The 13642-nt window shown below is 74.5% G+C and carries 11 protein-coding genes; 7 read left to right on the forward strand and 4 right to left on the reverse strand.

The window, feature by feature from the left end:
- The first annotated feature begins 120 nt into the window (after window positions 1-120).
- Entirely contained in the window at window positions 121-993 is an 873-nt protein-coding gene (locus IEY99_RS15150) for a glutamate ABC transporter substrate-binding protein (protein WP_189203670.1), read from the forward strand.
- A gap of 25 nt (window positions 994-1018) precedes the next feature.
- Here IEY99_RS15150 and IEY99_RS15155 read toward each other — a convergent pair whose 3' ends face one another.
- Window positions 1019-1345 carry a hypothetical protein gene (locus tag IEY99_RS15155; protein WP_229798715.1) on the reverse strand — a complete coding sequence of 109 codons (327 nt, stop codon included), beginning with the start codon at window positions 1343-1345 and terminating at the stop codon, window positions 1019-1021.
- 353 nt (window positions 1346-1698) lie between these two features.
- Here IEY99_RS15155 and ligD point away from each other — a divergent pair, with 353 nt between their 5' ends.
- Entirely contained in the window at window positions 1699-2898 is a 1200-nt protein-coding gene (ligD, locus tag IEY99_RS15160) for a non-homologous end-joining DNA ligase (RefSeq protein ID WP_189203673.1), read from the forward strand.
- A gap of 52 nt (window positions 2899-2950) precedes the next feature.
- Here the strand turns inward: ligD and lysS are convergent, their stop codons facing one another.
- Window positions 2951-4675, reverse strand: coding sequence for a lysine--tRNA ligase (lysS, locus tag IEY99_RS15165; RefSeq protein WP_229798717.1), 1725 nt, complete (start codon window positions 4673-4675; stop codon window positions 2951-2953).
- A gap of 127 nt (window positions 4676-4802) precedes the next feature.
- Here lysS and IEY99_RS15170 point away from each other — a divergent pair, with 127 nt between their 5' ends.
- Window positions 4803-6311, forward strand: a complete 1509-nt coding sequence (locus IEY99_RS15170; protein WP_189203677.1) for a putative bifunctional diguanylate cyclase/phosphodiesterase — start codon at window positions 4803-4805, stop codon at window positions 6309-6311.
- A 13-nt stretch (window positions 6312-6324) separates the two neighbouring features.
- Here the strand turns inward: IEY99_RS15170 and IEY99_RS15175 are convergent, their stop codons facing one another.
- Window positions 6325-6987, reverse strand: coding sequence for a response regulator transcription factor (locus IEY99_RS15175; RefSeq protein WP_189203679.1), 663 nt, complete (start codon window positions 6985-6987; stop codon window positions 6325-6327).
- A 132-nt stretch (window positions 6988-7119) separates the two neighbouring features.
- Between IEY99_RS15175 and IEY99_RS15180 the strand changes: the two genes are divergently transcribed.
- The 3 genes from IEY99_RS15180 (at window position 7120) to IEY99_RS15190 (ending at window position 9575) form a co-directional block, all read left to right on the forward strand.
- Window positions 7120-8313: an acyltransferase family protein gene (locus tag IEY99_RS15180; RefSeq protein ID WP_189203681.1), complete on the forward strand. Its 1194-nt coding sequence runs from the start codon at window positions 7120-7122 to the stop codon at window positions 8311-8313.
- A gap of 100 nt (window positions 8314-8413) precedes the next feature.
- On the forward strand, window positions 8414-9007 hold the full coding sequence (locus IEY99_RS15185) for an RNA polymerase sigma factor (RefSeq protein ID WP_189203683.1): 594 nt from the start codon (window positions 8414-8416) through the stop codon (window positions 9005-9007).
- A gap of 52 nt (window positions 9008-9059) precedes the next feature.
- Entirely contained in the window at window positions 9060-9575 is a 516-nt protein-coding gene (locus tag IEY99_RS15190; protein ID WP_189203685.1) for a hypothetical protein, read from the forward strand.
- Window positions 9576-9591: 16 nt separating this feature from the next.
- Here IEY99_RS15190 and IEY99_RS15195 read toward each other — a convergent pair whose 3' ends face one another.
- On the reverse strand, window positions 9592-10902 hold the full coding sequence (locus tag IEY99_RS15195) for a S8/S53 family peptidase (RefSeq protein ID WP_189203687.1): 1311 nt from the start codon (window positions 10900-10902) through the stop codon (window positions 9592-9594).
- A gap of 156 nt (window positions 10903-11058) precedes the next feature.
- Here IEY99_RS15195 and IEY99_RS15200 point away from each other — a divergent pair, with 156 nt between their 5' ends.
- A complete protein-coding gene (locus IEY99_RS15200; RefSeq protein ID WP_229798719.1) occupies window positions 11059-13590 on the forward strand; it encodes a CHAT domain-containing protein in 2532 nt (843 codons plus the stop codon).
- The last annotated feature ends 52 nt before the right edge of the window (window positions 13591-13642 follow it).

The following is a 13642-nucleotide window of genomic DNA, read 5'->3' on the forward strand; positions in this document are numbered from 1 at the left end:
CAAGACCATCCACCGTTTGGCCGAGGACGCGGTGGGTGCGTGGTATCTACAGTTCTCTCGACGAAATCGACTTACCCGAGCAATTTCATCCGACGCCGGAGCAGCACGAGGAGCATGACGATGCGCAAGACCCGAGCCGCCGTGGCGGCCGTCGCGCTAACCTTGGCGCTGGCCACGGCCGCGTGCGGCGGGGACGATGCCGGTTCCACGGGCGAGCGCACGAGCTTCCCGGCCGGCTCGACCATGCAGAAGCTCAGGGACGCACAGAAGCTGCGCGTCGGCACGAAGTTCGACCAGCCGGGCTTCGGGCTCAAGAGGCCCAGCGGCACTCCGAAGGGCTTCGACGTCGAGATCGCGAAGATCATCGCGGAGCGCCTCGGCATTGCCGAGGAGAGGATCGAGTACACCGAGACGCCGTCGTCCATCCGTGAGCAGGTGCTCCAGCAGGACAAGGTCGACATCGTGGTGGCGACGTACACGATCACCGACAAGCGCAAGCAGCTCGTCGACTTCGCCGGGCCGTACTACATCGCCGGCCAGACGCTGATGGTGAACGCCGACTACAGCGAGATCACCGGGCCGGACTCCTTCAAAGACCCGACGAAGAAGGTCTGCTCGGTGACCAACTCGACGCCGGCGACCAACATCCAGAAGTACCTGAAGGACAAGACGAAGCAGCTGGTGCTCTTCGAGAACTACGACAAGTGCGTGAAGGCGCTGATGAACCGCAAGGTCGACGCCGTCACCAGCGACAACGTCATCCTGCTCGGCTTCATCGCGACCAACGAGGGCAAGCTCGCGCTGGCCGGCACCGCCTTCACCGAGGAGCCGTACGGCATCGGCGTGAAGAAGGGCGACGACCAGTTCCGCAACTTCATCAACGACACCATCGAGGCGTCGTTCGGGGACGGCTCGTACCGGAGGGCGTGGAAGTACACGGCCGGCAAGTACGACCAGAGCGGCCCGACGATCCCCACGATCGACCGGTACTGACCCGGCCGGTCGGCGCGGTTCGCCGTCACGCCCGGCGCCGCCACCACGGCCACTCCGCCGGCTTCTGCGGGTCGGGATGCGTACGGCGCCGGAAGACGTCGTCCCACGCGCTCACCTGGGCCTGGAGTTCCCGGCGCGCCGTGCGGCCGAGTCCCTGGAGTGCCCGCGCCAGCACATCTCGGTGCTCGAGCGGATCACAGCAGGGGCATCCGGCGGAGAGGGCGTCCTGCAAGAGATCGGTGACCGGCCGGTGTACGGCACGTTTCCACCCCGCCAGAGCCCGGGCGACGGCGCCGGGCCACAGCCGTGAGCGCTCGTAGCAGCGGATCTCCCGGGCGGTGCCCGCGCTCACGCCGTCGATCTCGGGTACGTTCCCCGCGCCACCCCGGCGCCGCGGTGCGGCCCGCACCGCTGCCGGAGCCCTACGCGCCATCGTCCTCTCGGGTCGTCGTCATGCCGGGGATGATCGCATCCGGCGCACAGCCACTCCAGCGAATATCCGTCCCGCACCGAGTTACATCGCGGTAATTAGGTGATGTTGCGGCGTTCGGGTTGCCGAGCCGCCGTTCATGAGAGTGACTGATCATGTGGCGGAGATCGCGCCGAGGGCGGAGCGAGGCAGGTCAGGGGCCTTTTCAGGCGGCCTGGCAGGGCAGGCCGCGGTCCGGCGCGGGCGCCTGACGGCCGGCTTCGGAGGTGGGGCCGGTGGCTGAGCTGCCCCTGATCGCGCCGATGCTGGCCGCCGCCGGTGCGCTGCCGGCCGGGCCCGGGTGGGCGGTCGAGATGAAGTACGACGGCGTCCGCGCGGTCGGCTACGTGCAGCACGGGCAGGTCCGGCTGCTGTCGCGCAACGGCAACGACGTCACCCACTCGTACCCCGAGCTGGCCGAGCTCGGGCGGCTTCTCGGCCGGCGAGCGGCGGTCCTGGACGGGGAGGTGGTCGCGCTGGAGGCGGGGGACCGGCCGAGCTTCGCCCGGTTGCAGCAGCGGATCCACCAGAGCGCGCCCCCGGCCGCCCTGCGCGACGCCGTACCGGTGGTGTTCTTCCCGTTCGACGTGCTGCACCTCGACGGAGCCGACACCACCGCCCTGCCGTACACCGCACGGCGGGAGCTGCTGGAGGGGCTGGGCCTGTCCGGCCGGCACGTGCGGGTGCCGGCCGGCTTCCCCGGCGCCGACGGGGTCGCCGTGTTGCGGGCCGCGGAGCTCGCCGGGTACGAGGGGGTGGTCGCGAAGCGGCTCGCCGCGCCGTACCGGCCCGGGAAGCGCTCCGCCGACTGGACGAAGGTGCCCCTGGTGCGCACCCAGGAGGTCATCGTCATCGGCTGGAAGCCCGGCAACGGCCGCCGTGCCGGGCTGCCGGGGTCGCTGCTGCTCGCCGTCTACGACGCCGCGGACGCGCTGGTGTTCGCCGGGCACGTCGGTACCGGCTTCACCGACGCCATGCTGCGCCGGTTGCAGCAGGAGCTGGCACCGCTGGCCCGTACGACGCCGCCGGTGGCCGCGGTCCCACGCGAGCACGCCCGGCACGCCCACTGGGTCGAGCCCGTGCTCATCGGCGAGGTGGCGTTCCGGAACTGGACCGAGGAGGGCCGGCTGCGGCATCCGTCCTGGCGCGGGCTGCGTCCCGACCGGAGCGCCGGTTCCGTGCGCCGGGCGCCCGAGCCGATCCCCGCGCCGCCGGCGGGCACCGTCGAGGGCGCCCTGCAGACCCCCGACGGCCGGTGGCGCGTCGAGATCGTCCGCCGCGGCGGCCAGCGGTTCTACCGGCTGGTGCACGGCGACAACATCGTCGACGGCCTGGTCATCGCCACCGTCGAGCGGCTGCTCGCCGAGGCCGGCGTCGACATCGCCTCGCTCGAGGAGGCCCCCGCGGCCCGCGGCCGGCACACCGGGGCCGCCTAGCGGCGACCCGGGTGCCGCGCCGCGGACCGGGGTGAAAGGCCGAAACCGGGGGTCAGCCGCCGATCAGCGTGCGGATGCGGTCGGCTCCCACGGCCAGCAGCAGCGTGGGCAGGCGCGGCCCGGTCTCCTTGCCGATCAGGAGCCGGTACACCAGCACGAAGAAGGACCGCTGCGCGACCTTCAGCTCCGCGGTCGGCTTGGTGTCCGGGGGCAGGCCCGCCATGACCTTCGGTACGCCGTACACGAGCGTCGTCAGCCCGTCCAGCGACCAGTTCTCGTCGAGCCCGGCCGCCAGCAGCCGCAGGGACTCGCGCTGGTCGTCGTCGAGCGACGCCAGGAGCTCCTTGTCCGGCTCGGTGCGGACCTGGGTGCGCGCCTCGGCGGGGAGCTGGGTGAGGACCCAGGTCTGCGCCCGGTCGAGGCGGGGACGCACCTGGGACAGGTCGGTCACCGGGCGGCGCGGGTCGAGGTCGCGCAGGATGCGCAGGGTCTGCTCGTCGTGGCCGGTGGTGATGTCGACGATCGAGGCCAGGGTGCGGTACGCGACCGGGATCGGCGTGCGGGGCAGCGTGACCGTGGCCGTCCGGACGGCGCGGTCGTGTGCCGCCTCGTCGCCGGGTGCGGCCGCGCCGGTGGCGATCTTGGCTTCCAGGGCGTCCCACTCGTCGTACAGGCGCTGGATCTCCGCGTCGAAGGCCACCTTGAAGGACTGGTTGGGGCGGCGGCGGGCGTACATCCAGCGCAGCAGCGGCGCCTCCATGATGGCCAGGGCGTCCGCGGGGGTCGGCACCGCGCCGCGGGAGCTGGACATCTTCGCCATGCCGCTGATGCCGACGAAGGCGTACATGGGGCCGATCGGCTGCTCGGCGCCGAAGACCTCGGTGACGATCTGGCCGCCGACCACGAACGACGAGCCGGGGGAGGAGTGGTCGACGCCGGAGGGCTCGAAGTGCACGCCCTCGTACGCCCACCGCATCGGCCAGTCGACCTTCCAGACCAGCTTGCCGCGGTCGAACTCGCGCAGCAGCACGGTCTCGGTGAACCCGCAGGCGCACAGGTACGTCAGCGCGGTGCTCTCGTCGTCGTACGCGGTGACGGTCGTGGTGTCCTTGCCGCACTGACCGCAGTAAGGCTTGTACGGGTAGTAACCGGTGCTCGCCGCGCCGTCGTCCTCGTCGGCCGCGCCGGAACCCTCGGCCGCCTCCGCGGCCGCCGCGGCGTCGGCCGCGTCGAGCTTGGCGTTCGCCTTCGGCGCGGCGGTCCGGCCCTTGGTGCGGTAGCGGTCCAGGATCGCGTCGATGCGCCCGCGCTCGCGCATCGCCAGCAGGATCTGCTCCCGGTAGGCCCCGGAGGTGTACATCTGCGTCTGCGAGATGCCCCGGTAGTCGACGCCGAGCTCGGCCAGCGAGTCGATCATCGCGGCCTTGAAGTGCTCGGCCCAGTTGGGGAAGCGGCTGCCGGGCGGCGCGGGCACGGCGGTCAGCGGCTTGCCGATGTGCTCGGCCCAGGACGGGTCGACGCCCGCCGGCACCTTGCGGAACCGGTCGAAATCGTCCCACGAGATGAGGTGCTCCACCTCGTGCCCGCGCCGGCGGATCTCGTCCGCGACCAGGTGCGGCGTCATCACCTCGCGCAGGTTGCCCAGGTGGATGGGCCCGGACGGGCTCAGCCCGGACGCGCACACCACCGGCTTGCCCGGCGAGCGGCGCTGTGCCTCGGCGATCACCTCGTCGGCGAACCGGCTCACCCAGTCGACGGCTCCTGCTGCTTCAGCCACGATCTCCAACTTCCGTTCTCGTCTGGTCCCGGCCATTTTCCCGGATCGCCTCCGGCGGCCCGCGCGCCGGGTCGGCGGCGCCGCGGCGAATCCTCAAGTCGCGTCCGCCCGCGGTCGATGGTCGGGCGTGACCGACAGGCGCGTCCCCGCCGAGCGTGCGGCCTCGGTGGCCGCCGCGGGGGCCGCCGTGCTGCTGGCCGGCCTGGCCGTCGGCCTCGCCGGGGGGTGGCCGGGCGAGACCGTCCGACCGTACGTCATGATCGCGATGTCCGTCCTCCTGGCGGTGCTCTGCGCGGCGCTGGGCTTCCGGGCCGGCAGACGCGGCGCCGGCACCGCCCGGCGGCGCGAGGACCGCGACCCGCTGACCGGGCTCGCCAACCGGGCCGGCCTCGCCGGGCGCCTGGCCGAGCTCGGCGCCCGGCCGCCGGACGGCGACCGGCACGCCGCCGTCCTCGTCATCGACGTGGACCACCTCGGCGACGTCAACGCCCGGTACGGCACCCGCGCCGGCGACGCGGTGCTCACGGCCGTGGCCAGCGCGGTGCGCTCGGTCCTGCGCGCCGGGGACACCGCCGGGCGCATCGGCGGCGACGAGTTCGCCGTCATCCTGCGCGACCTGCCCGAGCCCGCCGCCGCGGCGCGTGTCGCGCAGCGGCTCGTCGACACGCTGCGCACCCCGGTCATCGCCGGCGAGCACGTGGTCGCGGCCGGGGCCAGCGTCGGTGTCGCGCTGCGCGACGAGGCCACCCCGGGCGGCGAGCGGCTGCTGCGGCACGCCGGTGCCGCCCTCGACGCGGCCAAGCGCGCCGGACGCGGCCGTCACGAGATCTACCGCGCCGGTCCCGACGCCGGGGCGCGGGACGCGGAACTGCGCCGGGCGATCGCCGACGGCGGCCTCGTCGTGCTCTTCCAGCCGGTCGTCGGCCTGAGCACCGGCGCCGTCGTGGCCGTGGAGGCGCTGGTCCGCTGGCTGCACCCGCGGCGCGGCCTGCTGATGCCGGACGACTTCCTCGGCCTCGCCGAGGAGACCGGCGCCATCGTGCCGCTGGGGGAGTGGGTGCTGCGCGAGGCCTGCCGTGCGGCCGCCCGCTGGCGGGCCACCGTGCCGGGCGTGGAGCACGTGCGGCTGAGCGTGAACCTCTCACCGGAGCAGGTCCTGGCGCCGGACCTGGTGGAGACGGTCCGCGGCGTGCTGGCCGGGACCGGCTTCCCGGCGGACCGGCTGGTCCTCGAGCTCGCCGCGGACCTGCTCCGCGACCCCGGCCCGGACCTGCGGGACCGGCTCGCGAGCCTGCGCGAGCTGGGCGCCGGCCTCGCCGTGGACGACGTCGGCTTCTCCCCGCCGGACGGGCTGCGCCGGCTGCCGGCCAGCACCCTGAAGATCGACGGATCGCTCGTCGCCGGCGTCGCCGCCGACCCGGCGGCGCGGACGGCCGTCGAGGAGATCGTCCGGCTCGGCGCGACGCTCGGCGCGACGGTGGTCGCCGAGGGCGTGGAGACCGCGCAGCAGGCCCGCATCCTCGCCGGGTTGGGCTGCGCCGCCGGTCAGGGCTTCCACTTCTGCGAGCCGCTGCACGGCCGCACCGTGGCACAGGCGCTGCGCCGGACCCACCAGGGCGTGCGCACCGACGAGTGAGCCGGGCGCGCCGTCACCCGCCGATGCGGTAGCCCGACCGGTGCACCGTGTGCACCACCGCGGGATCGCCGAGCTTCTTGCGCAGGTTCATGACGGTGACCCGGACGACGTGGGTGAACGGGTCGGCGTTCTCGTCCCAGGCCCGTTCGAGCAGCTCCTCCGCGCTCACCACCGCGCCGCGCGCCGCCAGCAGTACGTGCAGGACGGCGAACTCCTTGTTGGTCAGGTTGAGCACCCGCCCGTCGCGGGTGGCGACGTGCCGGGCGACGTCGAGGACGACGCCCTCCTGCTCGAGGACCGGCGGCACCGCGGGCGTCGACCGGCGCCCGAGCGCCTGCACCCGGGCCGCCAGCTCGGCGAAGGCGAAGGGCTTGGTCAGGTAGTCGTCGGCGCCGAGGCCCAGGCCCTCGACCCGGTCGCGCAGCCCGGCCGCGGCGGTCAGCAGCAGCACCCGGGTGTCCACGTCCGCGGTGTCGGCGACCCAGCGGCACACCTGGTCACCGGTGCGCCCCGGCATGTCGCGGTCCAGGACGGCCACGTCGTAGCGGTGCACGCTGATCCGCTCGAAGGCCGTGTCGCCGTCGTAGCAGACGTCCACCGCCATGGAGAGGCGCCGCAGCCCCTCGGCCACCGTGTCCGCCAGAAGTCGCTCGTCGTCCGCCACCAGCACTCGCACCGCCCGAGTGTGCCAGGCGGAAGTTAAGGCCCACGTCAAGATCCGGTTCACCGGCACGGGACGCGGCACCGCCCAGGATCGGCCTCCGCAAGATCGCCCCGAGGGCCGCGCGAGCGGCGAGGAGGTCAGGACGTGCCGCAGGCATCCCCGCGCCGGCTGGTGGCGCTCGACGGGCTGCGCCTGGTCGCCGCCGTCGCGGTCGCCGTCTACCACTACACGACGTTCTGGCACCTGGACGGCGAGCACGAACCGGTGTACTTCCTGCCGCACGCCGCCAAGGTCACCGTGTACGGATTCCTGGGCGTCGAACTGTTCTTCATGATCAGCGGCTTCGCCATCTGCATGAGCGGCTGGGGGCGCGGCCTCGGCGACTTCGTCGTCTCCCGGGTCTCGCGCCTCTACCCGGCGTACTGGGTCTGCATCGTGCTGACCGTGACGGTGACCGCCGTCTTCCCGATCGGCGGCCACCTGCCGGTCTTCACCGACCACACCCTGGCCGACGTCGCCGTCAACTTCACCATGCTGCAAGAGCCCCTGGGTGTGCACGGGGTCGAGAGCGTCTACTGGACGCTCTGGAGCGAGCTGCGGTTCTACCTGCTGTTCGCGGTCTTCGTCGTGGCGCCCGGGATCACCTACCGGCGTACGGTCATCTTCTGCGCGGCCTGGATGCTCGCCGCCGCGGTGGCCCCGGCGATCGGCAACAAGGCCTTCACCATGCTGACCGTCCGGCACTACGCGCCGTACTTCGTCGCCGGCATCGTCCTGTACCTGATGCGCCGCTTCGGGACCACGCCGCTGCTCTGGGCGATGCTCGGCCTGACCTGGCTGCTCAGCCTCTACAGCCTGGGCGAGCGGGTCCGGCTCGACCCCGGCTGGAAGGTCGCGCTCTGGCCGGCGGTGCTGATCGTCACCGCGTGCTACGGCGTCCTGCTGCTGATCGCGTTGGGCCGCACCGACCGGCTGAGCTGGCGGTGGCTGACCGTCGCCGGCGCGCTGACCTTTCCCTTCTACCTGCTGCACCAGCGCATCGGATACATCGTCATCCGATACGGCTACGAGCACACCGGCCTGAGCGTCGGCCTCCTCGTCGCCGGCACCCTCGCGGTCATGCTGGTCCCCGCCTGGCTGGTGCACCGGTGCGTCGAGCGGCCCTTCGGCCCCCGGATGCGCGACGCGCTGCGGCGCGGCGTCGAGGCCGTCCGGGCGGCCACGCCCCGCCCGGCGGCGGCCCGCCCGCCCGGGGTCGTGCCGCGCCGGCGCGATCTGGCCCTGGCCGAGCTGACGGCGTGGACCGGGCCGCGGGAGCCGGTCGCACCGAAGCGCTAGGCATGGAGCGTGGTCTATGGTGAAGCGGGGTACGTCCAGGGCCGCCGACGGGCGGACGGCGTGACGCCGCGGGCTCCGAGCACCCCCATCGGAGGCGAGGATGAACGACGCTGGACCGCTCGACGACATGGCGCTGGTGGTGGGCCGGGCGGCGGCCGGCGATCCCGAGGCGTGGAACGAGATCGTCCGGCGCTACAGCGGGCGGGTCTGGGCGGTGTGCCGGGTGCACCGGCTCGCCCCCGCCGACGCGGCCGACGTCTTCCAGCAGACCTGGCTGCGCGCGCTCGAGAACCTCGACTCCCTGCGTGATCCGGCGAAGTTCGGCGCCTGGATCGGCACGACGTGCCGCAACGAGTCCCTCGCCGTGCTCCGCCGGGCGCGGCGCGCGCAGCCCGTGGACGACTCGTGGCTCGACGACCAGCCCGGCGACGCCGCCGACGACCCGGTGTCGTCCTTCCTGGCCGCCGACCGCGACGCCGAGCTGTGGCAGGCCTTCCGGCGGCTCAGCCGCCGCTGCCGCGACGTGCTGCGGGTGCTGGTGGTCGAGGCCGACGGCGGGCGGCCGTCGTACGAACTGGCCGCCGCCGCGCTGGGTATGCCGATCGGCAGCCTGGGGCCCACCCGCGGACGGTGCCTCGCCCAACTCCGCCGATTCCTGACAGAAGGTATCCGGGAGAACGACGGCGACTCCTGACAGTGATGGATACGCCACGCAACCCGATTTCCCACCTGCCGGAGGAGTCACCGTGCACGACGCGTACGATCCCGCGGACGACGAGCGCCTCCTCACCCGGCTCGGCGACCTGTTCGCCCAGGCCGACCCGCCGCCGGAGCTGCTGCGGGAGCTGGCCCGGCAGAGCTTCGGGCTGCGCGCCCTCGACGCCGAGCTGGCGGCCCTGGTCGAGGACTCCCAGGCCGCCGACGGCGCGGTGCACCGGCGCGCCGTCGCCGTCCGCGACCCGGGCACCGCGCCGCAGCCGCGCCAGCTCACCTTCCAGGTCGTCGGGCCGCAGGGCCGCGACGAGGTGGTCATCGCGGTGCAGGTCGAGTTCCTCGGCCCGCGCCGCCGGCTGACCGGCCACCTCGCCCCGCAGGGGCCGGCCCGCATCGAGGTACGCCAGCCCGCGGCCCCGCAAGCCCGCCAGGTCGACGCCGACGGGCGGGGCCTGTTCGTCGTCGAGGACGTGCTCGCGGGACCGCTGAGCCTGACCTGCCGCCGCGCCGGCGCACCCGCCGTGGCCACCGAGTGGACCCTCGTGTGACGCCCGGCGGGTGACCTCAGGACGTCGGGGTCCCCGGCAGCAGGTGGACGACCTTGCCGAAGCCGGGCAGCGCCGGACGCGGCCCGATCAGCGCGTCGAACGCCTCCCGCGGGGTCAGCGCCGCGTCCTCCCCGCACAACGCGGCGACGGCCCCGCTGATCTGCGGCGCGCTGAACGACGTGCCGCTCCAGGTCGCCCAGGCGTCGCTGCCGAACGGGATGTCGGCGCCCACGCCCTCCTCGGGCGGCAGCAGGCCCTCGACGAACGTCGAGACGACCCCCACGCCGACCGTCGAGCAGTGCACCCAGGACCCGCGGTTGGAGAACGCCGCCGGGGTCAGGTCGGCGTTCAGCGCGCCCACCGCCTTCACGCCCGGGTACGCCGCCGGATACAGCGGCAGGTCCGCGCCGTCGTTGCCGGCGCTGGCGACGATCAGCGCCTTCGGGTACGTGGCGTGGACGTACTCCACCGCCTCGCGCATCGCCAGCGGCGCGACGCCGTCCACGGCGGGCGCGCCGAACGAGGCGTTGACGACCAGCCGGCGGCCCGCGGCGTCGTCCGCGGCCCGGATCAGCATGTCGGCCGCGGCCTCGTCGGTGCCGAGGCCGTCCGGGCCGGTGAAGCGGTAGACGACGACCTCGCAGTCGGGCGCGATCTGCCGGACGATCCCGGCCGCGAAGGTGCCGTGGCCGGCGAACCAGTCGATGCGGTTCTTCGGCGCCACCACGTCCAGCTCGTCGGTGCCGTTGCGGACGAGCCCCGTGTCCCAGGCGTCGGAGCGGCCCTGGTCGGTCAGGCCGGTGTCCACGACCGCCACCCGCACCGGCGCCTGGGCACCGTTCGGCGCGTACGGTCCCGGGGCGACGGTGACGCCCGGATACGACTTGCCCTTGATGACGTACCCGAGCGGGACGAGCAGGTTCACGGTGGCCGTGATGCCGTGCTCGCGCAGCCGCTTCGCGTCGGCGCGCAGCTCGCGCGCCGTGCGGCTGGTCCGGCAGCGCAACACCCGGGTCCGCCGCCGGTCGCTGCGGCCCGGGCGGTCGTCCGGGTGCCAGTTGGGCAGCAGGGCGCCGAGCCGCCCCTGCTGCTCCGCGTCCGCGTCGACCACCAGCTGGTTCTCGGCGGTGAGCGCGATGCGCTCGTCGTCCGTGGTCACGACCAGGATCGGGTCGCCGGCCGAGCGCCGGCGCACCCGGATGCGTTCCACGATGTCCTGCTGCGCGGTGGCGAGGACGGCGACCTGCCGGGCGACGTCCTCGCGGTCATGGGCCAGCTGCGCGGCCGTCCGGGTGTCCGGTAGCGGCCAACGTGCGGCGATGGTCATGGATTTCTCCCCCTGTCCGTCGGTACGCTGACGTCGACTTCCTCGCCTCGACCTCGGGCGGTGCACGTGGACACAGAGGTGAGCCTAGGAGCGGAGGCCGACGCCGCTTACCGGAGAGTTCTGCGCGATCCGGCGAGATACGCGCACGCGGCAGAAGTGACCCTCCGGCGGACCCGGGCCGGTACGAACGTCGATGCGCACCTGGTCGCGTTGCGGGCCGTGGCCTGGGCCCGGCACGCCAGGCTGGACAACGAGGGCGCCCGCGAGCTGCTGGACGGCGGCGTCCGTACGGCACGGCGGCACGGGCTGTCCCGCCGCCTCGGCGAGCTGCTCGTCACCCGCGCCGTGGCCCTGCACGAGCTGGGCCGCCACGACGCCGCGGCCCGCGACCTGCGCCGCGCCGAGCCCCTGATCGAGCCCGCCGACCGGCCCGACCTGCGGTTGCAGCTCGCCGTCCTGGACCACAACCGGGGCCGCGTCGTCGCCGCGGCGCAGGCGTACCGGGAGCTGCTCGCCGACCCGCAGTGCCCGCCGATCGTCGCGGTGAAGGCCGCCAACAACCTCGCCAACGCGCAGACCCTGCTCGGCTGCCCGCACGAGGCGCTCGAACACCTCGACCGGGCCGCCGTCCTCGCCCGCGACCTCGGTCCCCAGCTGCCCGCCGTGATCGCCGACAGCCGGGCCTGGTCCACCTTCCACGCCGGACGGCTGGCCGAGAGCGTGCGCCACTTCGAGGAGGCGGGCCGGCTGCACGCCGCCGCCGGGCTGCCGCTCGGCGAGCACCTTGTCGAGTACGCCGACGTCCTGCGCGACCTGCGGCTGCTCGACGAGGCCATGGCCGCGGCCCGCTCGGCGGCGGCCGACTTCGAGCGCCACGGCGCCCGGCTCATGGCGGCCGAGGCCCGGCTGCGCGTGGCCGGCCTCGCCTTGGAGCTCGGCGATCCGGCGACCGCCCTGACCGAGGCCCGGGCCGCCGGGCGGGACTTCCGGCGCCAGCGCCGTCCGGCGTGGACGGCCCGCGCCACGGTCACCGAGGCGGAGGCCCTGGCGGCCCGCGACGGCTACTCGCCCGAGGTGCTGCGCCGGCTCTGCACGGCGGCGGCCACCCTGGGCGACCAGGGGCTGCGCGCCGAGGCGGCGTACGGGCACCTCGCCGCCGGCCGGGCCGCCCTGGCGCTGGGCAGGCTCGCGTCCGCCCGTGCCGAACTGACCGCGGTGCGCGAGGTCGCCGAGGGACAGTCGCTGCTCGTGCGTCTGCGCGGCCGGGTGGCCCGGGTGCTGCTCGCCGAGGCCGAGGGTTCCGGCGACGTGCTGCGCGAATGTGCCCGGGGCCTGCGGGACCTCGCCCGGCACCGGGCCGCCCTGCCATCGCTGGAGCTGCGGGTGCTCGCCTCCGGCCACGGCACCGAGCTGGGCGCGGCCGGCCTGCGCCACCTGCTCCCGGCCGGGTCCGCCGCGCGCGTCCTGGACTGGCTGGAACGCACCCGGGCCGCCGCGCTGCTGCGCGTGCACCCACCGGCCACCGGCGTGGACTCCGACGTCGTCGCGCTGCGCGGCATCGCCCAGGAACTGCGGGTCGCCCGGCTGGAGCGCGGCGAGGAGCCGGCCTCGCTGCTGGCCCGGCAGAGCGCGCTCGAAGCGCGGATCCGGCGCCGGTCCTGGACCCGGGAGGAGCCGGGCACGGTGGCGGCGGCCCCGGTCCGGGGAGCGGAGCTGCGCCGCGCCCTCGACGGCGAATGGCTCGTGGAGTACGCCGTGACCGGCGACCGCCTGCTGGCCGTCGTGGTGGAGCCGCGCCGGCTGCGCCTCGTCGAGCTCGGCGCCGCCGAACCGGTCCGGCAGGAGGCCGCGGCGCTCATGTTCGGGCTGCGCCGGCTGCTGCACGGCACCCGGTTCGCCGCGGTCGCCCTGGCCGCCGCGGCCGAGGCCGTCGACGCCCTGGCCCGGCTGCTCGTCGCGCCGGTCGGCGTGCCCGCGGACGTGCCCCTGGTCGTGGTCCCGTCGGCCCGGCTGCCCGGCGTACCGTGGTCGGCCCTGCACGGCGCACCGGTGACCGTGACGCCGTCCGCGGCCCTGTGGGCCCGGGCGCGGCGCACCCCGCCGAAGGGGCCGCCGGACGCCGACGGCCGCGCCCGGGTCGCCGTCGTCGCGGGCCCGGACCTGCCCTGCGCGCTTGCCGAGGCCGAGGCGGTCGCCGCGGCGCACCCGGACGCCCGCACGCTTCTGCCGCCGGACAGCACGGTGGACGCGACCGTCGAGCTGATCAGGGACGCCGACCTGGCGCACGTCGCGTGCCACGGACTGTTCCGTTCGGACAGCCCGCTCTTCTCCGCGCTCGAGCTCAGCGACGGTCGGCTCACCCTCTACGAGCTGCTGGCTCGCGGGGTCGCGCCGCACCGGGTCGTGCTGGCCTCCTGCGACTCGGGCGCCCAGCGGGCGTACGGCGGCGACGAGGTCCTCGGCTTCGTCGCCGCCATGATGGCGCAGGGCAGCGCGGGCATCGCCGCCACCGACCTGCCGATCCCGGACGGGGCCAGCGCGCGGTGCATGGCGGTGCTGCACGAGCGGATCGCCCGCGGCGACTCGCTGGCCACGGCGGTGTGGCACGCCCGGCGGGCGCTGTCCTCCGGGGGCGGCCCGGAGGAGTACGTGGCATGGTGCGGTCTCACCGCCTTCGGCCCGGGCTGACCGGCCGCGACCAGGAAGATTTATTTATATATCTAAAAGTGACCTTGCTCGG

It is taken from the genome of Couchioplanes azureus (assembly GCF_014648355.1).
Classification (GTDB): Bacteria; Actinomycetota; Actinomycetes; order Mycobacteriales; family Micromonosporaceae; genus Actinoplanes; species Actinoplanes azureus.

Bases quoted from the DNA above. Each gene is read 5' to 3' on its own strand.
- IEY99_RS15150 (WP_189203670.1), top strand. From the start codon at position 121: ATGCGCAAGACCCGAGCCGCCGTGGCGGCCGTCGCGCTAACCTTGGCG.
- IEY99_RS15185 (WP_189203683.1), top strand. From the start codon at position 8,414: ATGAACGACGCTGGACCGCTCGACGACATGGCGCTGGTGGTGGGCCGG.
- IEY99_RS15195 (WP_189203687.1), bottom strand. From the start codon at position 10,902: ATGACCATCGCCGCACGTTGGCCGCTACCGGACACCCGGACGGCCGCG.